A 26,799-nucleotide genomic window follows, 5' to 3' on the forward strand; every position below is an offset into this window, starting at 1 on the left:
ATGGATGTCCTGCTCAGTCAATTCGATACCTATTTGCAGTCCTCGCTGCTCGTATCGTTGATCATCGCCTTTCTTGGGGGAGTGCTCGCCAGCCTGACCCCCTGCATCTATCCGATGATTCCCATCACCGCCGGCGTCATCGGCCACGCCAACGTCGGCGGTTCCAGATGGCGGGGGTTTTTCCTGTCTCTGCTGTACGTGGCCGGCATGGCGCTCACCTATGCCGCCCTCGGGGTCTTTGCCGCTGCCACCGGCCGCTTTTTCGGGACCATCAACAGCAGCCCCTGGACCTTTCTGGCGGTCGGCAACGTCTTCCTCCTTTTCGGGCTGACCATGCTGGACGCCCTACCGATGCCGGCCTTTGCCAGCCGGTTTTCCTCCGCCCGCCTGGGCCTGACCGGCATATTCCTGGCCGGCGTCGCCTCGGCCCTGGCGGCCGGCCCCTGCACCACGCCGGTCCTGGGCAGCCTGCTGGCCTATACCGCCACCTCCAACAGCCTGGCCGCGGGCGGCCTGCTGCTGTTCGTCTTTTCCCTGGGCATGGGCGCGCTCCTTTTGGGTGTGGGCACCTTTTCCAGCTTCCTCTCCTCCCTGCCCCGCTCCGGGCCGTGGATGGTCCTGATCAAAAAGGCCATGGGCATTCTTATGCTGCTCATTGCCCAGTATTTCTTTGTCAAGGCCGGTTCCTTCTTCCTCTTTTAAGATACTTCACTGCCCTTTTTTCCAGCCCACCTCGAACTTCCGGACATATTCCATGCGCTATCTCGCAAAAAACTGCCTCCTGCTCCTGATGCTCCTGCTCCTGCCTCTCCCTGCCATGGCGGCGGCACAAATCGGCCAGCCCCTGATCCCGTTCAAGGGGATCGATCTCAACGGCCAGCCCTACGATTTGCAGTCAGTCATCGGCAACAAGCCGGTGTTTCTCGTCTTCTGGGCCTCCTGGTGTCCGAACTGCTGGTCCGAGGTGCCCAAGATCAACCAGTTGGCCGAAAAATACCGGGCACGGGGCATGGAGTTTGTGGCGGTGAACATCGGCTACAACGATTCGATCGAGCGCGCCTCAGCCTTTGTCCGCAAGACCGGCATGACCTACCCCACCTATTTCGACGGCACCAGCACCGTGGCCCAAAAATATCAGGTTCAGGGGGTACCGACGATTGTCGTCGCCGACAAACACGGCATCATCCGCTTCCGCAATTTCACCACCCCGAATATCTCCGAGGCCAACTTTGCCACGCTGATGGGGGAATAAGGAAAGGTTACGGCTCGTCGGCCGGGTCGATCACCGGGTAGGCGTCCCGGACCTCGGGGGGAATGGTCACCGGCTTACCGGTGGGCAGGTCGCAGAAAATGAACAGGGTTTCGGCGCTGGCCAGCACCACCTCGTCGCTTGGGCGAATGAACTTGTACTTGCGCAGGGAGCGGAATTTGCGAAAATCCGCGACCCAGGTCAGGATGGCGATGGTTTCCCCGAGGTAGGCCGAATGCTGGTATTCGATGGCATGCGACCGGATGATCCAGGTCCTGCCGCTGGCCGCGAACCGCTCCTGGGGCCAGCCCAGTTCGGCCGAGTGCGTCATGGCCGCGTCCTGCATCCACTGCACGTACTGGACGTTGTTGACGTGGCCGTTGAGGTCGATGGCCGTGGCCGGCACCACCAGTTCTATCCTGCCGATGGCAGCCATGTCACTTTCTCTCCTTGGCCGGCTGATCGAATCCGGCGAGATTGCGTCCAGTGGATGCCAATAGCCTTTGCTGGGCAAGGTGATAGCCGACCAGCGCCTGGGCCAGTCGGCCGTAGGTCGTCACCAGATCGCGCTGCGCCTCGTTGAGCCGAACCAGCGAGGCCTCGCCCGCCTCGTACTCGTTCCTGGCCAGATCGCGGTTTTCCTCCACCAACTTGACGGTTTCCCGTTGCAGGCGCACCTGTTCCTGGGAGGCGGCCAACATCGCGAGATCCTGACGGATCTCGGCGGCCACGTTGTTGCGCAGCCCGGCCAGGGCGAACACCGCTTCCCGCTTGGCCTGTTCGGCCTCGACCACCCTGGCCTTGTCGGCGCCGCCGGCATACAGGTTCCAACTCATGTTCACGCCCACGGTGTTACCGAAGTCGTCATTGGTCAACCGTGCGTCGCCCTCCCGCATGCCCTCGATGGCTCCGCCCAGCTGAAATTTAGGATAAAAAGGCGCCTTGGCCATGCCGGTTCCGGCCTCGGCCTGCTTGACCACCATCTCCAGCTGGCGGATGTCCGGCCGGATGGAGATGGCTTCCTTGATCAAGGTCTCGGCAGCTTCTTTTTGCTCGACCAGGGCGGTCTCCTTGTCCAGGGCCGCAAGCCGCAGGTGGGAGGGAAAGCTCGCATCTGGCAGCCCCAGCAAGGCCGCCAGACCGTAGCCCGCAGCCTCGAATTCCCGCTGCGAGCGGATCAGGCTGGTCTTGGCCGAATTGACCTGGACCCTGATGTTGAGCACGTCGCCCCAGGGACCGGCCCCGACCTTGAACCGGTTCTGGGCATCCTCGAGTTGTTGGCCGTAAAAGGTCGCGTCGGCCCGGTTGATGTCGATATAGGTCTGGGACAGCTGGGCATTGAGAAAGGCCTCGGCCACCGCGGTCACCAGCATCCGCTGGCTGTCCACCAATCCCGCCTGCGCCGCCTGCTCGCCGTATAGGGCCTGCCGTTCCCTGAAATCGCGATAAAAACCGTCGAACAACAGCCAGGTGGCCTGGATGCTGGAACTGTACACATCGGTGTTTTGGTCCGCCTTCCCCCCGATCAACGCGGCCAGGCCGCGATTATACTGATAGCTGTTTTCGGAGAGATGCTGCCGGACGCCGGACCCGCTGGCATCCAGGCTGGGCCACCAGGTCGCCGCCGCCTGCCGCACCCTGGCCCGGGCCTGTTCGATGCGCGCCTGGGCGGCCGCCATGTCGGGATTTCCGCTGAGGGCGACCGCTTGCGCGATTTTGAGATCCAGCACCTTGACCTTGGCCAGGTCGGGAATCGCCGGCTGTTCCGCTGCGCGGGCGGAGACCTCCAGGCAAGAGATCAGAACCACCATTCCCACCAATATCCGTTGCATCGCTCCCTCCGGTGACGCGGCGGCCTTGCGCCTCGCCGTTGCTCATCCAATCGTCCTGCTGCCTTCACGATTCGGCCGTTGTGCCGCCGGCCATGACATTTCGGCACTATAAACCACTTTTCCCGACAGATGACACAGGAAAAACGCCCCGAGATGACGGCGGAGCATCGCACCCCCGACGATCGGGCATATCCGCCCGGCTTGTCTCGGTTCGGCAGGAGCGAAAAAAAGCCCATGCCGGCGGACACCGACATGGGCCAGGAGTTGAAAAGCGCGCCCCGAACCGCCGGTTGCGGCACACGCAGGGCGGGCGATCTCTTCAGTACAGTTCCAGTTTCCGCAGCAACCGGATGGAGATCAGGTAGGCCGCCGCCAGTACGGCCACCCAGGCAATCGACAAGATAACGGGCATCATAGGTGGTTCCTCCGAATCATTGAACTTCCCGGAAGAGGCATGCCGCCGCCTCCGGCACAAACGAGTACGATCTCAATACGCGGCCTTGTCGCCGGTGTCTTCGATCCTGATTTTTTCCCGGTTCATCAGGCGCCAAACATAGGCGATGTAGGCCAGGACAAAGGGGATGGCCAGGGCCACATAGGTCATCACCTTCAAGGTATAGTAGCTTGACGAGGCGTTATAGATGGTCAGGCTCGACTGGAGATCGGCCTTGGACGGATAAAAGGCGGTATTGTTGTAGGCCGGCAGCAGCAAAACCGTCAGGCCGATCAGCACCGTGCCGATGCCGCCCAGCCAGATGCCGCGGGTTTCCGAAGTCTTGGCGGTTTTCCACGCGCCGGTAATCAACAGCCCCAGACCGACCACCAACAGGCCCAGCAGCCAGGGATTGGCCAGCAGATTGCGCAGGTACTTGAAGCTGACAATCTCGATCGTGCCCTTGGCATCGACAATGCCGTAGCCGCGCATGAACAGCAGCGCCCCCACGATCAGCAGACAGAACGGCAGGGAGAGCAGCAGGTTCTGCCAGCAGGCGGAACGCAGCCGGGTTTCCATTTCCGGCACCTCGCTCAATTCCAGGTTGTTGATCAGGTACATGGCGCCCAGGGTGCGGGCGTTGAACACCAGGAACAGGCCCATGGCGATGTTGAAGATCGACGAGACCGAGGGGCTCAAGGCCGCTTCCAGGCCTCGGAACTGATGGGTCCAGGTGACGAAGTTGCTGTCGTTGAGCTGAAAGTTGGAGCCGGTGTAAAAGGTGCCGACCGCGGCCCCGATCAGGAGAATGCCGACCACCCCGTTGAGGAACAGGAACCCCTCGTACACCAGGCTGCCGAAAATGTTCCACGGCTTCCGGCGGAATTCATAGCTCACGGCCTGGACGATGAAGGTGAACAGGATCAATACCCACACCCAGTAGGCGCCGCCGAACGAGGTGGAATAAAACTTGGGGAACGAGGCGAACAGGGCGCCGCCGAACAGCACCAGGGTGGTGAAGGTCAGCTCCCACTTGCGGCCCAGTGAATTGATGATCAGGTCTTTTTCGGTTTGATTCTTGGCCATCTGCCACAGCAGGCTTTGGCCGCCCTGGACAAAGGTCATGGCCAAAAACAGGGCGCCGACCACCGAACAGAGCAGCCACCACAGGTGCTGCAGGGTTGCGTAATCGAGACGTTCTATCATGTCAGTTTTCCTCCGGTCCGATGTTGATCTGTTTGACCATGATGCTGATCTCGGCGATCAACAGCAGGGTGAAGAGGACAAGAAACATAAAGAAGGTGGTCTGCACCGTACCCGCGGTCAGATTGGTCCGGGCGATGGTCACCGGCAGCAGGTCCTGGATCGACCAGGGCTGCCGCCCCACTTCGGCCACGATCCATCCCGCCTGGGAGGCGATCATGCCCAGGACATAGGTGATGGTGCCCAGGCCCAAGAGCCATTTCTTGTGCTCCAAGGTTTTTTTGTAGGAGAAGTAGAGATAGCCGATGAAAATCAGCGGGAACAGGGTGCCCAGGAAGATCATGACGTGGAAGGCGTTGAAGGACAGGGCCACGGGCGGCACCGCCTCCTCGGGCTTGTTCAGATAGCCGTAGCCGAGATGGGCCTTGTTCTCGTTGAACGCGGCCAGTTGCACTTCGGCGGCGGCCTCGTCGCCGGCCTTTTTGGCCTGCCGGTAAGCATCGAGGCTGGCCACCGCCTTCTTGCCGAGTTCCATCTTCTGCACCGCCCCCAAGATGTTGTGCTCGGCGTTGCCGTAGACCAGATCCTTCATGCCCGGCACAAAGGAGCCGAAGGACCGGTTGGCCATCAGGGACAGCACGCCGGGGATGTGGATATTGAAACCAGTGAAGGCGGGCTGGGTATCGTAGACCTTTTTGTCCCGGTTGATGATGCCGAAGGCCACCAGGCCGGCATTGGTCTGTCCCTCGTAGAGCCCTTCGAAGGCGGCCAGCTTCATCGGCTGCACCTGGGCGATCTCATAGGCCGACTCGTCGCCGTTGAAGATGGTGAAGATGGAGGCGATCAAGCCCAGGGAGGCGGCGACCACGATCGAACGCTTGGCCATGAGCACATGGCGGCCGTGCAGCAGGTACCAGGAGGAAATCGAGATGACGAAAAACGCGCCCAGCATCATGGACGAGCTGGTGGCGTGGGTGAATTTGTTGACCGCATAGGGCGAGAAGGCGACCTCGAAGAAGTTCTGCATCTCGAACCGGGCGGTGTCGGGATTGAACGCCTGGCCCACCGGATACTGCATCCAGGCGTTGGCCACCAGGATCCACACCGCCGACAGGTTGGAGCCCACCGCCACCATCCAGGTGGAGAACAGATGGAATCCCTTGGAAACCCGGTTCCAGCCGAAGAACATCACCGCGAAGAAGGTGGCTTCGAGGAAAAAGGCGACGATGCCCTCGATCGCCAGGGGCGCGCCGAAAATGTCGCCGACCATCCAGGAATAGTTCGACCAGTTGGTGCCGAACTCGAATTCCATGATGATGCCGGTGGCCACGCCGATGGCGAAGTTGATGCCGAAGAGCTTCATCCAGAACTTGGTCAGCCGTTTCCATTCCTCGCTGCCGGTTCGCACGTAGATGGTGTGGTAGAAGGCGATAATCCAGCTGATGCCCAAGGTGAGCGGCACAAAAATCCAGTGGTACATGGCGGTCAGGGCAAACTGCGCCCTGGCCCAATTGACCATGCCAAGGTCCAAGTTTTCAATCATAGTTATTCTCCTTTGACGGGTTGAACATAGCCGGGGGCGGATCGCGTCAGTTGCTCGATCACGTAATCGGCCCGTTGCGCATCGGTGGTGAACTGAGTCGCCAGGAAATCAGGAAAGAAAAAAAATTTCAAGACCGCAAACATGATAAACAGTTTTATAAATATTATTTTCCATAAAGTGCGGCCCACGGTCATTTGGCGGAAACCGTCGCGGTAGAAGCGGTAGATGCGGGTCACGATCCAAGGACGGGCGGTTTTCAGGGCGGTCATTGCACCTCGTTGCGGAGCGGGTCGGTCCGGTCGAGGCTTTTCGGCTCCAGCAAAACCTCAAGGGGAGATGTCAGACAGGTGGTCTCGGTGGCCAGCTGCTCGAAACTGACCTGGCGCAGGGTGGCGCGCAGCTGTTCGCGGGCTTTCCACCAGACGCGATGCACGGCGCAATTGTAGCTGGCCTTGCAGCCCGAGGGCCGGGCGATGCAGTCGTTGAGCTGGATTTCGCCGATCATGGTTTCCACCACTTCAAGCAGGCTGATGGAGGAGGGAGGCCGGCTGAGGGCAAAACCGCCGCGCGCGCCCTGGCGAATCTCGATCAATCCCGCCTTGGCGAGATCCTGGGCGATCTTGGCCAGGAAATGGGCCGGAATATCCGCCTGCCGGGCGATTTCCTGCCGGCTGGCCAGGACGCCCTCGCCCTGCCGCGACAGATAAAGCATACAACGAATGGCATATTCGGCGGCACGGGTCAAGCGCATGATCGAGTCCGGCAAAAAAAGACAAATAAGATTATTTTTATCCTACATATCTGATTCGACCAGGGGTGTCAACCGACAATCCCTGAAAACAGGGCTGGGAAATGGAGCGTCCGGGCCGAGAGCCCGCCACGGAGTGGTCCATTCGCGATTGCGCCGCAGGGGTTGACTTCCCTTGCCGGCTCGAATAAAGGAAAGGCATGCAGATTGACAGCCCGAGCATAACGGCCCTGCGGGTCGCCGTCCGCCGCGCCGCCCACCAGGTGCTCGACCATCCCAGGATCTTCGACGACCCGCTGGCCCTGCGCGTCCTGGGCCTGGATGCCGACGCCGGCCACGGCCGGAGCTGGCTGGACGACACCCCGCTGGACCGGGTGCTCCGGACCGCCCTGGCCCTGCGCAGTCGCCACGCCGAAGACACGCTCCAAGAAGCGCGGTTGCGGGGCATTGACCAATACGTGGTGCTCGGAGCCGGGCTCGACACCTTTGCCTGCCGCCATGCCGCGGTCGGCAGCGACAACCTGCGGGTGTTCGAGGTCGACCACCCCGCCACCCAGGAATGGAAGCGGCAACGACTGCACCTGGCCGGCATTGCGGTGCCGGAACACTGCACCTTTGTCCCGGCGGATTTCGAGCGCCAAACCCTGGCGGAGGGGTTGCGCCTGGCCGGATTCGACCCTGCCCGGCCCGCCTTTTTTTCCTGGCTGGGCGTGGTCATGTACCTGACCGCCGACGCCATCGACGCCACCCTGCGCACCGTGGCCGTCCTGCCGGCCGGCAGCGGCATCGTTTTCGACTACGTAATCGACCCGGAGCTGATGTCCCCCCTGGCCCGGACCGCCTTGAACGGATTGGCAGTGCGGGTCGCCGCCGCCGGCGAGCCGCTCCGAAGCTTTTTCGTTCCCGCCCGTCTGGCCGACCACCTGCGGCAACTGGGTTTCGGCCGCATCAAGGATCTGTCCCCCGAAGCCCTGGATGCCCGTTATTTCCGCAACCGGGCCGACGGTCTGCGCGCCGGCCGACTCGCCCACTTCATGACGGCCTGGGTTTGAAGACCGCCATCTGTCCCGCAATGAGGAGAACCGCCAAGATGCCCGTCAATCGCACCGACCTGAAACCGATCGTCAATCTGGAAGGACAAACCTGCTTCGGCTGCGGCACCAGCAACCCCGTGGGGCTGCACATGGCCTTCCACACCGACAATCAACGCCTTTATTCCTTCGTCAGCGTGCCCCCGGCAATGGCCGGCTGGGACCGGACCGTGCACGGCGGCATTCTCTCGACGATTCTCGATGAAATCATGGGCTGGTCGGTCATCTACCTGCTGGGAAAGATCGGGGTGACCAAGTCGATGACCGTGGAATTCAGGAAACCGGTCCAGGTGGAAGACCGACTGACCGCGGTCGGCGCCATCGCCGAGACGATCTCCGACCGGCAGATCACGGTGAGCGGTGAAATTTACAACGGGGAGCAGGTGCTCTGCGCCAGGGCCGAGGGCACCTTTGCGGCCTTGTCGGCGCAGGCGGCGGTCCGGCTGGGGGTGATGAGCGCCGATTACATGAAGCGGTTTGCGCCGATCCTCCAGCAGCGCGAAGGCGCCTGACGCGCCTTATTCCGGGGTGTGCTGCGCCCGGCAGATCCGGCCCGGCAGCCGCCGTTCGAGCAGGGTTTCGATGGCCTCGGCCGCCCGACACAGCCCGCCCAGGTCCAAGCCGGTCGCCACCCCCATGCCCTCGAAGAGATGGACCGCGTCCTCGGTGGCGACATTGCCGGCCGCGCCCTCGATGAAGGGGCAGCCGCCGAGACCGCCCACCGCCACGTCGAATCCCCGCACGCCGGCCTCGAAGCCGGCATACAGGTTGACCAGCCCCAGGCCGCGGGTGTCGTGGAGGTGCAGCGACAGTTCGGTCTCGGGGTACCGTTCGCGTACCTTGGCGGCCAGATGCTTCACCTGGTGAGGATGAGCCATGCCGGCGGTATCGGCCAGATTGATCTCGCCGGCGCCGGCGTCCACCAGTTGCCCGACCGTGTCCAGAACCACGGTTTCGGGTATCCCGCCTTCGTAAATGCAACCGAAGGCGCACCTGAGCCCGGCGCGGATGTCGATCCCTTCGGCGGTGGCGGCCGCGATCAGTTGGGTGGCGGCCTTCATCACCTCGGCCATGGACCTGCCGTCGTGCTTGCGGCTGTCGCTTTCCGAAACCGGCACGATCACCGCAAGGTGCTCGAGGCCGCTGCGGAGCGCCCGCTCCACCCCCTTCTCGTTGTGCACCTGGGCCGTGCACTGGATATCCGGATATTGCCGGCGCACCAGCGAGACCAGGACATCGGTGTTGGCCACCTGCGGCACCGAGCGGGGGTTGACGAAACTGCCCAGCTGCAGCCGCCGGACTCCGGCCGCGGCCAGCAGGCGAACGATCTCCAGCTTTTCCGCCAGCCCGAACAGCCGGCTCTCCCCCTGCAATCCATCGCCCAAGGCCTCTTCCTGCAACACAACCCGCATCGTCCATCCTCTATGAAAAAACGCTTAGCACTCCCTCTGCAGCCGGGTTTCGATCATAGCATGTCAAGGCGCAAGAAGCGAAGAGATTAGCGTTTCCCCGCGCCCATACCGGGCACGCGGCCGAACCCGTCGATATTTCCCTGGCAAAAGAGCGGTCATATTCGTACAATGCCGGCCGCAACGCTCCGCATTCGCGGCAACCTCCGCCACCCAAGGGCCATGAACATCGTCAACATCCTCGGCAGCCCGAGAAAAAACGGGACCAGCGCTCGCATTGCCCGCGCCTTTGCCGAAACCGCCGCCACCTATGGCGCCACGGTCACGGACTATGCCCTCAACACCATGCAATACCGGGGATGCCAGGGGTGCGAAGGGTGCCATACCCGGGCGGACCGCTGCGTGCTGCTGGACGAGGCCACCCCGGCCCTCGACCACCTGTATCAGGCCGATATCGTTGTCTTTTCGGCCCCAATCTATTTCGGCGACACCTGCGGCCAGTTCAAGTCGTTCTTCGACCGGATGTGGTCGTTGATCCGCACCGATGCCCCTGAGGACGAGGCAGGCACCCGCCTGCCGCCCAACAAGGTGGCGGTGCTCGTCCTGACCCATGTCCAAGCGGCCGGGGCGCACAACGATGTGGTCGGCCGCTATGTCCGCAACTTGGAACTCTACGGCTTCGAAGTCAGGCCCCTGGTCGCCGGCGGGCTGCGCCTGCAGCCGAATACCGACATCGACGCCCATCTCCGGGCCGCCGCGACCCTGGCTCGGGAGCTGGTGCGGGCCGGCTAAGCGGTTTTGCGGTTGCCGGTTTGCGCCAGCAGTTCCCGATAGACGGCGTCGCCCACGGCCAGCACCTTGGCGCCGTACCGGGCAAAGACGCACAAGCTCTGCCGGTGCGCGGGATAGCTTGCCAGCGGGAGATATCGTTGGGCGCACAGGGCGAGGACGAGCATCAGGGTGTTGTAGTGGTCGAGATCGAGCCGGCAGGCATACCGCAGCACCTGTCTGTCCTCGGACAGGACCGGCCGGGCGAGCGCCTGGGCGGTGCCGCAGATCAGTTGGTCGGTCGGCCCGGTACCGGAGGCGGGGACTACAATGGCCCTTGCCAGGCGCAGGCCGTATTCGGCGATCACCTGAGGAATGAGCAGCAGATCGAAGGCATCGAGCGCCAGCGGCAGCAACGCCAGCCGTTCGAGATAAATCAGGGTCGAGGTATCGGCCACTCCGCCTCGCAGCGCCTGCAGTTGTCGGACGATCACAGCCTGCGGCCTCTCTTCCCCACGCTTTTCAACCGTACCGGATTATCTGCCGCGGCCATTATCGCACCATGAGGAACACGATGGATTTGCACTTCATCATCGACCGGGAACTCTGCATTCAATGCGGGGCCTGCATCGACGACTGCCCCTTCCATGTCATCGAAATGGCTCCGGATTATCCGGCGCTCAACCTCAAGCGGGAACACCATTGCATCCGCTGCCAGCATTGCCTGGCGGTCTGCCCGACCGGCGCCCTGTCGATCCTGGGCCGCAGGCCGGAGGATTCCCTGCCCCTGCCGCAGACCCTGCCCGACAGCGCCCAGATGACGGCGTTGATCAAGGGGCGGAGGTCGGTCCGCCGGTTTCTGCCGGAGCCGTTGGCGCCCGAGGTGATCGACGCCATGATCGCGACCGTGGCCAACGCCCCCACCGGCAAGAACAACCGCAAGTGCCTGTTCACGGTCGTCGACGATCCAGCCTCGATGGAGGTGCTCCGCCGCGAGACCATCGAAGGCTTGCGCCGGGCGGCAGCGACAAGGCGGCTTGGCGAAAATCTGAGCTATTTCCGTCATGTGGTCTCGGCCTGGGACCAGGGGCGGGACATCGTCTTCCGCCGTGCCCCCCACCTGTTCATGGTCTCGGTGCCGCCGGAGATCACCACCCCCGACGCCGACGCCATCATCGCCATGAGCTACTTCGAGTTGCTGGCTGCCTCCATGGGCATCGGCACCCTGTGGAACGCCATGATCCGCTGGGCCTTTTCCATCATCGATATCGACCTGTACCAGCGGCTGGGCATTCCCGGCGACCATGCCAGGGGATACGCCCTGCTCTTCGGCCGGCCCGCGGTCCAATACCACCGGACCGTCCAGCGCGACGAGGCGACGATCAACCGGGTGCGGCTGACATGAGCCTTTCCTTTGATGTTGCAGATGCGATGAAGACCTCCACACCATCCCTCCCTCCCCTGATCGTCCACACCGAATCGAGCCGGGTCTGGGGTGGCCAGGAAATACGGACCCTGACCGAACTCCGGGAGATGCGCAAGTGCGGTTTCCGCGTCGCCCTGATCGTCCCGGCCGACTCGGAATTGGCCAGGCGGGCGGCGGCCGAGGGGCTGCCCGTCCATACCATGGCCTCGTTCGCCAAGCTCTCGCCCCGCTCGTGGCGCGAGCTGTTCCGGCACTTCAAGGCGCTCAAGCCGACGGTGGTCAACACCCACTCGTCCGAGGATTCCTGGATGGCCGGAGCCCTGGCCCGGCTCTGCCGCGTGCCGCTGGTCATCCGCACCCGCCATGTCCTGGTTCCGGTTTCGTCGACTGTGAGCTATGCCTTTCCCCAGGTCATCTTCACCTGCAGCGGCGCCATTGCCGGGCAGTTGGCCGCCTGCGGCATCCCGCCGGCCAAGACAGTGGTGCTCTCGACCGGCAATGACGAAAACCGTTTCCTGTTCTCGACCGGCCAGCGGCAAGCCGTGCGCCAACGCTACGGCATCGACGACCGGGAACTCCTGGTGGGCAATGTCGGCTGCCTCCGACACTACAAGGGCCATCGGTTCATCCTCAGAACCGCGGCGGCGATGCCGCAGCCCTACCGGTTCATAATCGTGGGGGGTGGGGAGGAGTTGCCCGCGCTCCAGGCCATGGCCCATGAGCTGGGAGTGGAGGACCGGGTGATCTTTGCCGGGCATCAGGAGGCCCCGGAACATTTCTTCAGCGCCTTTGATCTCTGCTTCTTTTCCTCCTATGAAGCGGAAGGGGTCTCCCAGTCCCTGATCCAGAGCCTGCTCAACGGGCTGCCCGTGCTGGCCTGCCGGACACCGTCGACCATGGAACCGCTGGGCCTGGTCGAGGCCTGTCGCCTGGTCGACTACGACGACGTTCCAGCCGCCTGCCAGGGCTTGACGGAGCTGGCCCGGCTGCCGCGGCGGGATCCGGAGCGGATGGCGCGGCAGCACCGGTGCATCGCCGACCGCTACGGCCTCGGCAACATGGTGCGGATCCTGCTGGCAACCTATGGCCGTCACGGCATCCATCCCCCGTCGCCGGAGTAAACCGCCACGAAGTAAACCACTTGCCGTCGGCAAAGGCGCCGACACGCCATTGGTCAGGCGGTGGCCGGCAGGCCGTACTTCTGCCGATACTGCTCCCTGAACCGGCCCATTTCCACCATGTCGAGCAGATAGGCGTCGGAACGGTCGAGGTAGAAGGCCAGGGCCTTGGCGAAATTCCGCCCCACCATGCCGTCGACAAACACCTGGCTGATTTCGCGCTGCCGCTTGAGCACGAGCTGGGAGCGGTAGAAGATCAGCCATTCCTCGGCGGACATCGCCGCCACGATTTGCTGCAGGGCCTTGCGCGCCCTGGGCTGGTACATCCAGATATACATCAGGTCCAGGGCATTGACGATGAACACCTGCTCCAGATCGTGGGCCTCTTTGTGAATGGCCGCGATCAGGGCTTTGGGCGACTGCAGCAGGTCCAGCACATCCTCTTCCGGAAACAGCACGTCCAGGCGGGCATAGGCCGAAAACATCTGGCTGAGCTTCTCACGGTAATCGGCCAGGCGGATGCTAATGTTGTTTTGGCGGTCGGCCAGGCCTTCGATCACCGCGGCCACGCAATCCGAGGCCAGTTTGGAAATCACCGCCGCCCACTTCTGCAGCCCTTCCTCGACCTGCGGCACCATGGCCCAATGCATCGCCACGGCCAGGGTGTCGTTGAAGAGAAGGGCCAGGGGGATGGAGAAGATCGAGCGGAAAAAATTGCCGACAATGGCGCTGGGCGGCAGGCCGCGCAGGGTGTTGTGGGCGGAGATGTAGATGCCGTTGGCCAGGGCCATCACCGAGTAGAGCAGCAGCGGACTGGTGGAGGTGGTGATCCCCAGCAGTTGTTGCAGCAGCAAAGTCTTGACCAGGTAATCCAGCAACGGCACCGAGAAGCCGGTATAGAAGAGGGAATCGGCGATCCGGCTCCAGCTCACCAGGGAATTCCAGGGCAGCAGGGGCGAGCGCTTGAGGCCGCCGCCACCGAGGATCGACTGGATGATGTTGCGGGCGCCGGTGATGCCGAACCAGATGAAGGCCCCGAGATAGGCCAGCACCCACCAGTCCTTGGTCAGGGCAAAGGTGAGAAAGGCCGGCACGAACCCCGCCACGATTTTGAGGGTGTTGCACAGATGCGAGTTGAGGTAGCGTAGCGGCGGCCTGCTGTTTTGCTTCTTCTTGCGGCCCGGATACATCTCGAGCTCGGGCACGCGGCGGATGCCGCCCAGGGTGGCGATATTGCCGTCGACGCCGGGATGGACCTCGAACCGGTCCAGACTCCAGTCGCTCCATCGCGACTGGGCTCCTGCCCGGCCGCCGCCCTGCATGTTCTGCCTGAGCCTCCGGTACCAGGGCAGGGAGGCCGGGGCCTCGCCGCGCCGGTGGAAATGATGGATCATCCTGGCGCTGACCGGAATGAGCTTGCGCCGCTCCCCGCCCCAGTGCTCGTGCATGACCTGGCGCAGAGCCCGTTGCGGCAGGGTGTCCACCACCACCAGCCCCATGCCGTGCTGCAGTTGCGACTGCCCGGTCGAGCCCGAGCCGATGCGGGAGCCGAGGTAGCGTTTGTTGTAATGGCTGTGGAACGACTCGATATTGATCAGGATGGCGAGCAAATCGTCCCGCCGCTGGTTCATCCCCGCCAGTTCGGCCTCCAGCGCCTCCTGGTTGTCCGGCGGCGCCGGCTGGGTTTTTCCCGCCTCGCACCGTTTTTCCACAATCAGGCGCAACCGCTCGAAATCCCAGATAATGGCCCGGATCGCCCGTTTCAGGGCAATGACGTTATCCTCGTTCAAGGCCTTCTGCAGGACGTTGACCATCTGATAGTTCTGGGCCGGGCTGCTGATATCCACCGCCTCGCCGGCAAAGCCGCTGCCCTTGATCGAGGCCTGCGCGGTCATGCCGTGGCCCGCGTCCTTGAGGTTGAAGGCTTCGAGATGGGTGATCCGCCCCTGGCAGATGTAGAGCAGCTCCAGGGTGTCGTGAATCGACAGGTTGCTCAGGTTCAAGGTGAAACGCGAGCCCGAGTGCATGGAGGCCAGCCGGCCCAGCAATTCCTGCGGCGCCAGGTGCAGCAGCGCCGGCTGTCCTTGGTCGTGGGGCACGGTCGGGTCGTGCAGGCTCGGATTGCGCAGGGGCAGGAGGTACTGGTTGATGATTTTCTCGAGATCGAGCCGGGCCATCTTGCCCGAGCAGGACTCCAGCAGCTTCTCCCGGGTGCTGCTGTCCTGGAGATAGGTTTGGTGGATCCGCTGCACCTCGGCCTCGAGTGCGATGCGGTAATGGTTCTGGATGAACTTGGCCAGGTGCAGCAGCGACGGTTGGCCGGTGCCGACGAAGCGGAGGAAGTGCTCCCGGTCCAGCGGCGGGGTCTCCACCCCCAGTTCCCGGTCCAGCCCCGGCCGGTGGCTGTCGTTGAACACCGCGATCACCTCGAGTACGTACCCCTGCTGGTACAGGGAAACCAGCCGTCCCCGGTCGAGCATCTCCCGGACCGCCTCTTCCCGGAGGAATTGCAGCAGGCTGCTGCGGTCGAAGAAACCCTCCAATTCCCAGATGAAACGGACGAACTTGTCGCGGAAGCGCGAGGAGAACTCGATGCCGATCCGGACGTGGATGTCGAGGATTTCCCCGGCCTCGAGCAGCTCCTCCACCACCTCCTGCTCGACATGGTTGTAGTACACCACGGTCAGCTTGCGGATGCCCTTGATCCAGGCATCCATCAGCAGGTGGGTGGGCGATTTCCTGCCCTTGGTGTTGGCGTCGTGCACATGGTCGTCGAAGGCGAACTGGTTCCACTCCTCGGGCATCTCCAGAAGGTGGTACTTGGCCAACTCCTTGCGCACCCGGCGCGGCTTGCCGGTGTAGACCATGCGGAAATCGTGGGCCAGCTCCAGCTGCCGCACTTCGTCGCCCTCGTGGCGCACCAACTCCTTGATGATCTGCATCAGCACCCGGGCGGTGTTCTTGTGGTAGAACGAGGTGGAGGAGCTGAAGACCTCGTCGCGCAGGCTGCGCAAGGCTACGATCCGGTCGCGGGCCTTGCCCGCCTCCAGCGAGCCGAGCAGGCTGACGATGGCATAGGCGATCCGCAGGCCGCTGGAGGCCGCCATCTCCTTGATGCCGTGGGGGTGCATGTAGGGAGTCATCAACGAACGCACCGACTGCGGCCGGGAGCGCCGCTTGAGCACATCGTTGACGATGCCGAGCAGTTTGTAGTCGTTGGCGTCGAAAAAAAGCCGGGAAGGCCGGTGCTTCATGGGATCAGGTCTTGGTCAATGGGGAGGTGGCCCGCCTTGGCCGACACGTTCGGCGGCGAGATATTTGAGGACGTCGTCGCCGGGAATCGGCCGGGAGAAATAGTAGCCCTGCGCCTCGTGGCAGCCCAGGGCCTCCAGCCGACGCAACTGCTCTTCCGTTTCCACGCCCTCGGCCACGACCTTCAGCCGCATCTGCTGGCAGATGGCGACGATGGTGGCGACGATGCCGCCATGGGTATCCATGTCGTCGACGAACTGCTTGTCGATCTTCAGCGTGCTCACCGGCATTTTGCTGAGCAGGCCCAACGAGGAGTAGCCGGTGCCGAAATCGTCGATGGAAAAGGACACCCCCAGCTCGCGAAGGCGGTTCATGACCCTCAAGGTGTGGTCGACATCGGTCATGGCCGTGGTTTCGGTGATTTCGAATTCAATGGCGTCGGCTTCGATCCGGTACTGGCTGAACAGCTCGCCGACGATGTCGACAAAATCGCTGTTGTGGAACTGGCGCGGCGAAACGTTGACGCTGATCGGCACCGCCACGCCCTGCTGCCGCATCGTGCCATGGAAGATGCAGGCCTGCTCCAGCACCAGCAGGCAGAGATCGTCGATCAGGCTCGATTCCTCGGCAATGGGGATGAAGGCGCCCGGGGAGACGAGAATGTTCCCCTGTTCCCAGCGGATCAGTGCTTCCAGGGAAGAGGCGGTCCGACTCTCGATATCCACCTTGGGCTGATAATACACGATGAATTCACGGTTGAGCAGGCCGGTGCGGATTTTGTTCTCGGTCCGCAGCCGTTTGAGCATTTCGTCGTGCATCTCCCTGGAAAACATCGCGTGCCTGTTTTTCCCCTCCCGCTTGGCCTTGTGCATGGCCATGTCGGCGCTCCTGATCAGGTCGAGGGGAGTGTCGCAGTCGTCCGGAAAAACGGTGATGCCGATGCTGGCGTTGACGTAAATCTTCTTGAAATCGAGCAAAAACGGCTCGTTGAGCACGGCCTGGATCTGGTCGGCGGCCAGGGGGATCAGCGATTCGTTGTCGATCCGCTCCATCAGCAGGAGGAACTCGTCTCCGCCGATTCGGTACACCGAATTGTTGTCGGTCAGGAGGGTGGCCAGGCGCTGGCTGACCTGGACCAGTAAATCGTCGCCCTGTTTGTGCCCGAGCACATCGTTGATATTCTTGAAATTATCCAGGTCGATGTGGAGCAGTGACACCTTGGTGCCCTCGTTTTTCGCCCTGCCGCAGGCCGCGGCGAGCTTGCGTTCCAGGCCGATGCGGTTGGGCAGGCGGGTCAGGAGATCGTGGTAGGCCATGTAGGCGATCTGCCACTCCCGCTTCTTCTGTTCGCCCAGTTCGTAGAAGGTGCCGAAATAGTAGGCTGTTTCTTTCCGGTCGTTGCGAATGGCGCTGATCGTCAGCCATTCCGGATAGACGGTTCCGTCCTTCTTCCTGTTCCAGATCTCGCCTTCCCACAACCCTTTTTCCAGCAACTGCCGCCACATTTGGGCATAAAAATCGCTGTTCTGCCGGCCGGACTTGAGCAGCCGCGGATTTCCTCCGATGGCCTCGTCCTGCCCATACCCGGTTATGGCGCCAAACGCCTCGTTCACCGCCAGGATGCGGCCGGAGGCATCGGTGATGACCATGCCTTCGGGAGCGTTGTCGAAAATCTTCTTGTAGATCTGCAGAAACGTCTCGGCGCTTTTCCGGCGGTGGGCCTCGGCAACCAGTTTCTTGTTGTCGCCCTGCACCTGGAGGAGGTGTTCCTCGAATTTCACCAGCAGGGCGGCGGTCTCGCAGCCGTCCCCATCGCCGGCAACCGGCAGGTTCAGCTGATGCGCGAACCGGCGCAAGGGAACGACGACCGCACGGCTCACCAAAAACGCGGCGCCCATTGCAAACACTGTCCCGAGCAGAACCGCCAAAATCGCGGTGGCCTTGACGGCAAACAGGCCGGCATGGGCTTCGGTGGCATCGGTGGTCATCCCGACGGTCAAGTCGAACTGCGGGATATGGTGAAAGAAAAACAGGCGTTCCTTTGCCGGACGGTCCGCTCCCTCGTCCCACAACATCCGCACCGTCCGGTCCATGTGTTTCGATCCCGCCTCCAGGATCGGCTTGAGCCGGGCCGCATATACATCCGCCGCCGCCCTCTCGAACATCTGGGGGTGAGCCAGCAGCTTTCCCTGGCCGTTGAGCAGAAACGCATGCCCCGAGGCGCCATACTTGACGCCAGCCATCCGCCGCTCGACATCGCGGAAATCGAGGAACCGTTCGACTTCCTCGCGGTAGCAAACCACCGAGACGATCCAATCCCAGGGACGGAAATATTCCATGGAAAGCGCCTTGGGGTGCGGGCTCGCCTCATCCGGGTTTTTCCAGTTGTATTCGAGATATCCCCGTTTGGTTTCGAGCTGTCGCTTGATAAAGGGCCAGTATTCGCGCAGCTCCTCCGCTTGCAGGATGTTTTTCCCGATCAGCGATTCGCGGGGATGAAACAGAATGACCCCAATGGAGTCGATGCAATAGACATAACCGGAAGGCCCGATCTTCTGCGCCTTCAGAGCGGCGAAAATTTCCTGCTTGGCGAGGTTCGCGCCGGTAGTGCCAGAGCCTGCCCATTTTGCCTGGACCAGCTCAATCTGCCGCACATTGTTTTCGACGATGCCGTGGAGATAGCCACGGAGCGAGGCGTCGATCGAGGCCTCGACCATGGCGGCGGCGGAAAGGCCTGCGGTCTCCAGGCCCTCCTCGATGCTCGTGTTGAAGCGCTCCAGGGTGATCCGGAGCAGGACGGCGCAGATCACCGCCAGCGGCAGGAGCAAGAAGAACATATTGCCGACGAATATCTTCTTGCCGATCGACCACTGCCCAATCTTCAGTCCTTTGCCTGCCCAACGCAAGATGCCCATGATAGTCCGGATGGCGCGCCCACAGATCCGGCAACCGGGCTCGGCGACAGGCCGGACCGGGCTGGCGGAATCAATTGAACCAATTGCATATCATCAAGCATGCCGCATCGCGCCTCGGAGGTGAAGCGGTTTTTTCGGCGGCACGAATCGAAAACCCTTTGAGAAAGGGATATTACCACAGTTCGTGCAACGATGGTAGAGGCTGAAAATATCGAAAAGTGCTGCCAATGGACCGGGGGTCATGCCTCCTGGCCGGCAACGAGCCGCAGCCGGGCGTCCAAAGCCAATGCCCCGCCTCGGTCGAGCAGGCGGAACGGGTTGACATCCAGCTCGACGATTTGCGGGAATTCGGCCAACAGCCGGGCAACGGCCAGGATGGCGCGGGCAAAGGGAGCCGGATCGACCGGTGGCCGTCCCCGGACGCCGGCCAGCAGCGATGCCGACCGCAGTTGCTCGATTTTTCCGGTGATCTCGGCCAGCGACGAAGGAGCGAGTATCCGCTGTACATCCTGGAACACCTCGACGAAAATGCCGCCATGGCCGAACAGAACCACCGGACCGAAGGCCGGATCCTGGAGACCGCCGATGAACAGGTCGTGCCCGGCCGGCGCCATGACCGCCACCCGCACTCCGTCGAACCGGGCGGCGGGATGGTGGCGCAGGAGATTGGCCCGGATGCGGTCAAATCCCCCGGCCGCTTCCGCGGCGGAACCGATATCGACGAGCACGCCACCGGCCTCGGTCTTGTGCACCGCCTCCGGCGACACCACCTTGAGCACCACCGGCGGCCCGATCCGCGCCGCCAGCTCCGCGGCTTCCTCGGCGGTCCGAGCCACTGCCGAAGCCGGCGCGGCAAGGCCGCAGCAGGCAAGCAGCTCCAGGGCTTCCTCCCCGACCACCCCGCCGCGTCCGCGCAACCAAGCCTCGATCCGGCCGGCATCGAAGCCCTCGTCGGCCGGATCGGGCCGGAAGGGTCCGGCGGCCTTGCGGGCATGGTAGCGCATCTGCCGGTGCAGGGCGGCAACCGCCTCCTCCGGGCCGTCGAACACCGGAACCGGCGATTGCGCCTTCATCGCCGCCACCTCCCGCGTCTCGCCGTACATGACCAACGCCATGGGCTTGCCCGAGGAACGGACCGCCCCGGCCACCGCCAGGCTCGGATCGAGGGTGAACATGCCGGTGAACACATCCTCCCCGCCCGCCGGCATCGACGGCCGCTGGCTGGCGAAGATAGCGGCATCGACCCGGTCGCTGGCCAGGACATGGCTGAAAATCAACGGGTATTTGTCGACCCGGTAGATGTCGCCCATGTCGAGGGGGTTTTGCAACCGGATGATGTCGGCGCGGGCTACCCCGGCCAACTCCTCGAAAAAGGCCGTGCCGGGATCGGCGCAGCGCAAGCCCCGATGTTCGCAAAGATCGGCCATGGCCACCCCCATGCCGCCGGCCGGGCTCATGAGCATGACCCGGTTGCCGCGCATCGGCGGCAAGTCGAAGGCCTTGGCCGTGTCGACGAAATCCCGAAGCCGGTCGATGCGGAGGATACCGGCCCGCTCCAGGGCGGCATCGAGGATGGCGTCGTTGGTGCTCAGGGCGGCGGTGTGGCTCATGGCCGCCCGGCCGCCGGCCTGGGTAGTGTTGGCCTTGTAGAGGAGCACCGGCTTGTCGATCCGCTCGGCCAGCTCCACCAAGCGCCGGCCGTTGCCGATGCTCTCCAGGTAGATTCCGATCACCTTGGTCGCCGGATCGGTGCCCAGGTATTCGAGCAGGTCGCACTCGTCGAGGTCGAGTTTGTTGCCGATGCTGGCGAATTTGGCCAGGCCCACCTGTTCGGCCTCGAGCAGGTTCCAGAGGAAAAGTCCCAGGCCGCCGCTCTGGGTGATCAGGGAAAAACCGCCCGGACGCACCGGGAAAGAGGGGACAAAGGGCAGGCAGAGGCCGCTGGCGGTGTCGGCCAGGGCCAGGCTGTTGGGACCGATGAAGCGCATGCCGTGGCCGCGAGCAAGCGCAAGCAGCCGGGATGCCAGCGCCCTGCCCTCTTCGCTGGCCTCGTTGAAGCCGCCCGCCTGGATCGCCAACCGTTCGATGCCCGCCCGGCCGCAGTCGGCCACTGCCTCCGGGGCAAAACGGGCCGGGATGAGCAGCACCGCCAGATCCGGGACCAGGGGCAGGTCGGCGGCACTGCGGTACACCCGGATGCCGTCGACATCGGTCTCTTCGGTGGCCGGATTGACGCCGAAGATCCGGCCGCGATATCCCCAGCGCAGACAGTTGCCGACAATGATGCGGGGGGTGTTGCGGGCCTTGGAGGAAAGGCCGTACACGGCCAGGGATGCGGGGGCAAAGAATGTATCCATGGGCATGGTCCGGTAAATTGGGCTGCGAAGGTGGCCGCATCCGCAGCGGGGCTTGGCCGAAACGATGCTCAGACCAACCGTTCCCGGCGCCGGAATGCGGCCGCCATGCTGAGCGCGAACCAGCCGCAGGCCACCAGGATGATGGTGGCGCCGGTGGCGGTCCGCGCCCAATCCTGGGCGGAGAGCAGCAAGCCCGCCACCGCCGAACTCACGCTGATGACAACGGTCCACCAGAACATCGCGCCCGCCGAACGGGCAAAATTGCGGGCCGCCGCCGCCGGCACGATCAGCAGGGCGGTGACCAGCAGCACGCCCACCGCCTGGACCGCAAACATGACGATCAGGGCCAGCAGGCCGGCAAACAGGTATTGCAGCACCGCCACCCGGACCCGGTGCGCCCGGGCCAGGGTCGGATTGAGGCCGATATAGAGCAATTGGTTGTAGCAGCACGCCTGGAAGGTCATCAGCACCGCGAACAGGCCCATGAGGGCGAGGATTTGCCCGTCGCTGATGGTGAGGATGTCGCCGTAGAGAAAACGTTGCAGATCGCGGGCCAGCGACCGGTCCCGGCTGACGATGGCCAGGCCGAAGGCGACCATGGCCGAGAAGAAGACCCCGATCACCGTGTCCGAGGAGAGGCTGGAAGTGCGCTGCATCAGCATGATGCCCAATCCCACCAGCAGCCCGAAGGCCGGCATGGTCCAATCCGGATCCAGGGCCAGGAGCAGCCCCAGGGCCACGCCGGCAAAGGCGGAGTGGCTGATCGCGTCGGCAAAGAACGACATGCGGAAATTAACCACCAGGATGCCCATGGCCGCGGTCATCGGCGCCAGCAGGAGCAGGCCGGCCAGGGCCTGCTGCATGAATCTGGCCTGCAGACAGTCGAAGGGCAGCAACTGGGCGAGCAGCCCGTAGAGCGGCGACAGGTCAGGCATCGGGGCGCTCCTGGCAGCAGGGGGCCGAGCAGACCGCACGGTCGCCGGGCATGGAGCGGGAACTGACCAAGCCCATGTGCATGCCGAAAATGGCGGTGAGATTCTCGGCGGTCAGGGTTTGCCGGGGCGGTCCCTCGGCCGCGACCTTGCGATTGAGGCAGATCACGTGGGTGGCGTGGTGGGTGACGGTGGCCAGGTCGTGGCTGACCATCAGTTGGGTGAATCCCCGTTTGCGGCGCAGCTCGTCGAGCAGTTCGCAGAAGATCAATTCCCCTTGGAAATCGACCCCGGCCGAGGGCTCGTCCAGCACCAGCAGATCGGGTTTTTGGCGCAGGGCCAGGGCCAGCAGCACCCGCTGCAACTCGCCGCCGGACAGGGCGCCGATGGCGCGGCCGGCCAGGTGGTCCGCCTTGACCAGGGCCAGCGACTCCCCGGCCTGGCGGCGCAGGGCGGCATTGAGGCCGAACCACAGCGGTTTTTTCTGGAAGCCCATGACCAGGAACTCGCTGACGGTCAGGGGCATGCCCCGGTCAAAGGCCAGGCGCTGGGGCACGTAGCCGATGCGGGGAGGCGGGCTGCCGCTGCCGAAAACGATGCGGCCTCGGTAGCCGATCTCGCCCAGCAGGGCCAGCAGCAAGGTGGTTTTCCCCGCCCCGTTGGGCCCGATGATCGCGGTGCAGCTGCCCTTGGGCGCGGTGGCGCTCACCCGATCAAGGATGGAAATGCCACCGCGTTCGACCGTGACCTCGTCGAAACGGACGGCCGATTCCAGGGGCCGGTACAGGGGCAAGGGATCAGTGGCTGCCAAGGGTTTGTTCCAAAACGGTCATGTTGCGGCGCATCACCTGCTCGTAATAGTCGAGCGGCGCCTGTTCCGGGCCGTTGGCCGCCGGGTCGAGCCGGGCGGCGGCAATGCCGGCCTCTCTGGCGATGGTGGCGCCGATCGCCTCCGGATACTGCGGTTCGGTGAAAAGTGCACCTGCTTTTTTCGCCTTGATCGCCGCCACCAGCTCCAAAATCTCGGCGGCAGAAGGGTTCTGGCCCGGATGGGCCTGGATCACCGCCACCACCGCCAGTCCCATGTCCCGCGCCAGATAGTCGAACACCCCGTGCTGGGTCACGATCCGGTTGTTGGCCAGCCGCTTGCCCAGGGCGGCCATGTCGTCGGCCAGGCGGTTCATCCGCTGTGCATAGGCGTGCGCGTTGGCGGCATAGCGGGCTCCACCGGCGGGATGCGCCCGCACCAGGCCGTCGGCGATGTTGGCGGCGAGCAGCGCGGCCATGCGCGGGCTGGCAAAAAGATGCGGATTGGGGCCCTGGCCGTGGTGGTCATCGTCGCGATGGTTCGCGGCATCCCGACCGTCGCCGGCCGGCCGGTGGTCGTGATCGGCCCCGGCGTGCTCCGCATCCGTATAGTCGAGCACCTGCTTGATCCCCTGCGAGCTGTCCACCACCCGCAGCCTCGGGTTGGCCTTGGCGATCGGCGCGCCGAGGAACTCTTCCATCCCGAGTCCGTTGACGACGAGCACGTCGGCCCGGGCCAGCTTGCGCATGTCCTGCGGCGTCAAGGCATAATCGTGCGGGCAACCCATTTCGGCCGGGATCATCAGGTCGATCTCGGCGCCCTCGACGCCCTGGCTGATATTGCGGGTAATCTGATACAGGGGAAAGGTGGTGGCCAGAATCCGCACCTTATCCGCCGCCTGGGCCTGCGAGGGAGGCGACAACACAACGAGGCAGCAGGAAAAAAGCAGCGGGAGAAGGAAGTTGCGGCTGGGGATCGGCATGGTCGGGTCTCCTTGCGCGATGCGCGCTTGCGGCGTGCAACGCCATTGATGCAAAAGCGTTTGCAGTAGAACTGTGCCGTCCGTCCTCATGCCACCGGGAATTTTTCCGGTCGGCGGTTGTTGCGCCGGTACCACCGATGAACCATGACCCGGCGCGCAGGCCGCGGACGCGAAGCGGTCACCGGCCGGACGGCTTTTCCTCCTGGCGATAGCCCTTGGCGGACATGCACTGTTCAAAGAATCTTTCCTGGGCCACCGAGTATTCCAGGCCCTGGTCCTGGCCGGAAGAGTAGGCAAAGGGGTCCCGGTAGGTGGCCCTGGAGGCTTCCCGCCGGCAGGCGGCGGCATCCCGGTCGAATTCGGTTTGGGTGATCCCCGGCCTGGTCCATTGCCGCTGCGGGGTGCAGCCACAGAAGATCAGGGGCGTCAGCAGCGCCAGGCAGCTCAGGGCGGCGAACAGGGCGCGCGGCCCGGTCCGGTGTCTGTTCGTCATCATTGCGGCACCCATATTTTGTCGGCGTTTTTCGGGTTGCGGCACAAGGCCGCCTTCGGTTCAGCTGGCGCTATCCCCCAGCAGGCGGCAGGCGTTACCGCCCACGATCCGCTCGAAGAGGGAATCGGGCAGTTTGAGCCGGGCCAGCATCTTGAGCGTGGTGGCCTGGTCGGTCCAGGGGGAATCGGTGCCGAACAACAAGTATTCGGCGGGATGGGCGAGCATGATCTCCTTGAGCCGCTTCTGGTCGAGAAAATCCAAGGCAAAGGAAATCTCCATGTAGATCGGCTTGCCGGCGAGCAGGTCGCGCACATCGCTCCACTCGTCCCAGCCGCCCAGGTGAGTGGCGATCAGCTTGAGGTCGGGAAACTGGCGGCAGACCTCGACGATCCGCCCGGGGTCTGCCTTGCGGATTCGAGGAAAAGCGATGTCGTAGCCGGCGTGGATCACCAAAATCGTGCCCAGTTGGCTCATCCGCTCGTACAGCGGGAACAGCCGGGTATCGTCGAGGAAATAGTCCTGGTAATAGGAGTGCATCTTGACCCCCTTGAACCCTTCGGCGTGAATCGTCTCGAGATGTTCGAGCAGCTGCGGGTCTTCGGGGTGGAGCGAGGGAAAGGGCTCGATCCGGTCGGACCGGATGCCCCTGGACCATTGCAGGATGGGGTCGAACTGTTCCGGCTTGGTGGCGATGGAACAGAGCACCGACCGTTGGACCCCGCTGCGGTCCATGGAATCGAGCAGGCCGGCGACCGTGCCGTCGAGATAGGCCTTGATCCCGCCCTCTTTCTCCAGGGACGGAATGGCCTTGCGGGCGATATCGTCGGGAAAGGCGTGGGTGTGAATGTCGATGACGGCAGCCATGGGGTTTCTCCTGATAGGGAACTGCTCTGCTGGTGATTCAATAGTGTAGATGTGGCAAAAGAGCAATACTGACGACGAAATAACCTGCTGACACCATCATTGTTTTCTCTCGTGTGAAAAGTAACAGGGGGCCAGAATCGGCTTCAGCGGACGATGTCCCGAAGGCATTGACTGTCGCGCATCGAGCTCAGCGAGATTTGGTCATGTCGTGTCCGGGGAGATTGTGAAACCGCCACCAACACCCACCACCAAGAATGGCAAGGGGCGTGAAACAAATAAAGCCAAACACCTTTTAAGTGCTTGGCTTTATTTGTTTATTCTACTGGTCGGGGCGGGGCGATTCGAACGCCCGACCTCCTGCTCCCAAGGCAGGTGTCCCCAACTATCACAACTAGCCACCATTGGCCACCTCCGCTCTAATTTCTTGACATATCGTTTTTTTATCATAATCTCAAGGCATCACTGGTCATGATTAGCCATGATCGGAGACACGTTTCATGGAACCGGCATGAAACCTAATCCCTAGGAGGTGATGATGGAAAACAAATTTGGTTCATCCGGCAACCTCGTACCTGGGATTGTGGAGGTTGTAGAGTCTGAGCTTGAAGTATTCCATGTCTCTGAAGCCATAGGCCTGGCGCTTCATGGTTTTGATTTTGTTGTTGAGACCATCCAGGGGACCGTTGGTGATTTTGTGAGGGTACTAGCCGAGTAGTCCCTGCATGCTGGTGAGGATGGTTGAACCGACCGCGCAGAGCTGTTTGATGCCCGAGGTCAGGGCATCGAAACACCAGTTGAGGAGAAAGGATTTGGCGCGGTCTGCCGTGCCCTGGCTCCAGAACAAGCGGAACTGCTCCTTCATGGCGTGCAAGGTGAACAGGGGGTGGTTGGCCGTCAACAGGTCGTTGAGACGCCCCTTTTGGTCGTCGGACAATTCATGGTAGTTGCGGAGCAACAGGAACCGACTCCCCTTCAGGGTCTTGGTTTCCTGGGTGTCGAGGTTATGCTGTTGTTCACGGCGCAGTCCATCGATCTGTCGGTTGATCAGGGCCATGCCATGGTACCGGTCAAAGACAATGGGGGCATCCGGGAGATGTTCCCTGACCGCGCAGGTGGAGCTGGTGCTCATGTCCATGGCCACCGCCTTGAGCTTTTTGGCCTTTTTCGCCAAGGTCCGGAGAAAAGGCGAGATCGCTTGCTTACTCGTGCCCTCGACGGCATGGAGGATTCGGCCGGATTGGAGATCGACGAAGATGGTCATGTAGGTGTGGCGTTTTTTCAAACTGAACTCGTCAATGCCCAGATAGCGGACCTCGCTCAAATTGCTGGTCCGGTATTTTGCCGCGAGCCAGGTTTTGTGGATCTCTTTGACCAGG

Annotated in this window: 23 protein-coding genes, 1 tRNA gene and 1 pseudogene; 7 read left to right on the plus strand and 18 right to left on the minus strand. The window is 63.0% G+C overall.

Translation table 11 applies throughout. The annotated features are described in order from the left end of the window. Window positions 1-702, plus strand: a complete 702-nt coding sequence (locus RMR13_RS05510) for a cytochrome c biogenesis protein CcdA (RefSeq protein WP_310599637.1) — start codon at window positions 1-3, stop codon at window positions 700-702. A 52-nt stretch (window positions 703-754) separates the two neighbouring features. Beyond that, complete coding sequence (locus RMR13_RS05515) at window positions 755-1,252, plus strand: TlpA disulfide reductase family protein (RefSeq protein WP_310599638.1); 498 nt, start codon at window positions 755-757, stop codon at window positions 1,250-1,252. Window positions 1,253-1,259: 7 nt separating this feature from the next. Here RMR13_RS05515 and RMR13_RS05520 read toward each other — a convergent pair whose 3' ends face one another. The 6 genes from RMR13_RS05520 to RMR13_RS05545 form a co-directional block, all read right to left on the minus strand. Continuing rightward, a complete protein-coding gene (locus RMR13_RS05520) occupies window positions 1,260-1,685 on the minus strand; it encodes an acyl-CoA thioesterase (protein ID WP_310599639.1) in 426 nt (141 codons plus the stop codon). 1 nt (window position 1,686) lies between these two features. Then, window positions 1,687-3,081: a TolC family protein gene (locus RMR13_RS05525; protein WP_310599640.1), complete on the minus strand. Its 1,395-nt coding sequence runs from the start codon at window positions 3,079-3,081 to the stop codon at window positions 1,687-1,689. A gap of 487 nt (window positions 3,082-3,568) precedes the next feature. Further along, the gene (locus RMR13_RS05530) at window positions 3,569-4,720 is read right to left on the minus strand and encodes a cytochrome d ubiquinol oxidase subunit II (protein ID WP_310599641.1); all 1,152 of its coding nucleotides are present in this window, start codon (window positions 4,718-4,720) and stop codon (window positions 3,569-3,571) included. Between the two features lies 1 nt (window position 4,721). After that, complete coding sequence (locus RMR13_RS05535) at window positions 4,722-6,260, minus strand: cytochrome ubiquinol oxidase subunit I (protein WP_310599642.1); 1,539 nt, start codon at window positions 6,258-6,260, stop codon at window positions 4,722-4,724. 2 nt (window positions 6,261-6,262) lie between these two features. Then, a complete protein-coding gene (locus RMR13_RS05540) occupies window positions 6,263-6,529 on the minus strand; it encodes a DUF4492 domain-containing protein (protein WP_309413187.1) in 267 nt (88 codons plus the stop codon). After that, window positions 6,526-7,011: an Rrf2 family transcriptional regulator gene (locus RMR13_RS05545; RefSeq protein WP_310599643.1), complete on the minus strand. Its 486-nt coding sequence runs from the start codon at window positions 7,009-7,011 to the stop codon at window positions 6,526-6,528. The genes RMR13_RS05540 and RMR13_RS05545 overlap by 4 nt, the downstream gene beginning before the upstream one ends. Window positions 7,012-7,208: 197 nt before the next feature. Between RMR13_RS05545 and RMR13_RS05550 the strand changes: the two genes are divergently transcribed. Both RMR13_RS05550 and RMR13_RS05555 read left to right on the plus strand, forming a co-directional pair. Next, a complete protein-coding gene (locus RMR13_RS05550; protein WP_310599644.1) occupies window positions 7,209-8,060 on the plus strand; it encodes a class I SAM-dependent methyltransferase in 852 nt (283 codons plus the stop codon). 38 nt (window positions 8,061-8,098) lie between these two features. Next, window positions 8,099-8,611, plus strand: a complete 513-nt coding sequence (locus RMR13_RS05555; RefSeq protein ID WP_310599645.1) for a PaaI family thioesterase — start codon at window positions 8,099-8,101, stop codon at window positions 8,609-8,611. 6 nt (window positions 8,612-8,617) lie between these two features. On the opposite strand, the gene RMR13_RS05560 is transcribed toward RMR13_RS05555, so the two are convergent. Next, the gene (locus RMR13_RS05560) at window positions 8,618-9,511 is read right to left on the minus strand and encodes a hydroxymethylglutaryl-CoA lyase (RefSeq protein ID WP_310599646.1); all 894 of its coding nucleotides are present in this window, start codon (window positions 9,509-9,511) and stop codon (window positions 8,618-8,620) included. A 219-nt stretch (window positions 9,512-9,730) separates the two neighbouring features. Between RMR13_RS05560 and RMR13_RS05565 the strand changes: the two genes are divergently transcribed. Continuing rightward, the gene (locus RMR13_RS05565; RefSeq protein WP_310599647.1) at window positions 9,731-10,300 is read left to right on the plus strand and encodes a flavodoxin family protein; all 570 of its coding nucleotides are present in this window, start codon (window positions 9,731-9,733) and stop codon (window positions 10,298-10,300) included. Here the strand turns inward: RMR13_RS05565 and RMR13_RS05570 are convergent. After that, the gene (locus tag RMR13_RS05570) at window positions 10,297-10,770 is read right to left on the minus strand and encodes a hypothetical protein (protein ID WP_310599648.1); all 474 of its coding nucleotides are present in this window, start codon (window positions 10,768-10,770) and stop codon (window positions 10,297-10,299) included. The genes RMR13_RS05565 and RMR13_RS05570 overlap by 4 nt on opposite strands. Window positions 10,771-10,850: 80 nt before the next feature. Between RMR13_RS05570 and RMR13_RS05575 the strand changes: the two genes are divergently transcribed. Next, window positions 10,851-11,681 (plus strand): nitroreductase family protein, encoded by an 831-nt coding sequence (locus RMR13_RS05575; RefSeq protein WP_310599649.1) that lies wholly within the window; start codon window positions 10,851-10,853, stop codon window positions 11,679-11,681. After that, on the plus strand, window positions 11,678-12,823 hold the full coding sequence (locus RMR13_RS05580) for a glycosyltransferase family 4 protein (protein ID WP_310599650.1): 1,146 nt from the start codon (window positions 11,678-11,680) through the stop codon (window positions 12,821-12,823). The genes RMR13_RS05575 and RMR13_RS05580 overlap by 4 nt, the downstream gene beginning before the upstream one ends. Before the next feature lie 53 nt (window positions 12,824-12,876). Here RMR13_RS05580 and RMR13_RS05585 read toward each other — a convergent pair whose 3' ends face one another. The 10 genes and pseudogenes from RMR13_RS05585 to RMR13_RS05630 form a co-directional block, all read right to left on the minus strand. Then, the gene (locus RMR13_RS05585) at window positions 12,877-16,074 is read right to left on the minus strand and encodes a hypothetical protein (protein WP_310599651.1); all 3,198 of its coding nucleotides are present in this window, start codon (window positions 16,072-16,074) and stop codon (window positions 12,877-12,879) included. Between the two features lie 15 nt (window positions 16,075-16,089). Next, window positions 16,090-18,987 (minus strand): EAL domain-containing protein, encoded by a 2,898-nt coding sequence (locus RMR13_RS05590; protein ID WP_310599652.1) that lies wholly within the window; start codon window positions 18,985-18,987, stop codon window positions 16,090-16,092. Window positions 18,988-19,226: 239 nt separating this feature from the next. Next, entirely contained in the window at window positions 19,227-21,344 is a 2,118-nt protein-coding gene (locus RMR13_RS05595) for an acetate--CoA ligase family protein (RefSeq protein WP_310599653.1), read from the minus strand. A 68-nt stretch (window positions 21,345-21,412) separates the two neighbouring features. Next, window positions 21,413-22,279 carry a metal ABC transporter permease gene (locus RMR13_RS05600; protein ID WP_310599654.1) on the minus strand — a complete coding sequence of 289 codons (867 nt, stop codon included), beginning with the start codon at window positions 22,277-22,279 and terminating at the stop codon, window positions 21,413-21,415. Beyond that, a complete protein-coding gene (locus RMR13_RS05605) occupies window positions 22,272-23,087 on the minus strand; it encodes a metal ABC transporter ATP-binding protein (protein WP_310599655.1) in 816 nt (271 codons plus the stop codon). The genes RMR13_RS05600 and RMR13_RS05605 overlap by 8 nt, the downstream gene beginning before the upstream one ends. Continuing rightward, the gene (locus RMR13_RS05610) at window positions 23,074-24,066 is read right to left on the minus strand and encodes a metal ABC transporter solute-binding protein, Zn/Mn family (protein WP_310599656.1); all 993 of its coding nucleotides are present in this window, start codon (window positions 24,064-24,066) and stop codon (window positions 23,074-23,076) included. Before RMR13_RS05610 ends, RMR13_RS05605 begins: the two co-directional genes overlap by 14 nt. Window positions 24,067-24,244: 178 nt before the next feature. Continuing rightward, window positions 24,245-24,562, minus strand: a complete 318-nt coding sequence (locus RMR13_RS05615) for a hypothetical protein (RefSeq protein WP_310599657.1) — start codon at window positions 24,560-24,562, stop codon at window positions 24,245-24,247. Window positions 24,563-24,619: 57 nt separating this feature from the next. Then, complete coding sequence (locus RMR13_RS05620) at window positions 24,620-25,423, minus strand: amidohydrolase family protein (RefSeq protein ID WP_310599658.1); 804 nt, start codon at window positions 25,421-25,423, stop codon at window positions 24,620-24,622. 323 nt (window positions 25,424-25,746) lie between these two features. Next, window positions 25,747-25,823 (minus strand) — tRNA-Pro (locus tag RMR13_RS05625). Window positions 25,824-25,976: 153 nt separating this feature from the next. Then, window positions 25,977-26,684: pseudogene (locus RMR13_RS05630) on the minus strand (ISL3 family transposase). Window positions 26,685-26,799 lie beyond the last annotated feature (115 nt).

Origin of the sequence: Desulfobulbus sp. (assembly GCF_031547805.1) — a bacterium.
Lineage (GTDB): Bacteria > Desulfobacterota > Desulfobulbia > Desulfobulbales > Desulfobulbaceae > Desulfobulbus.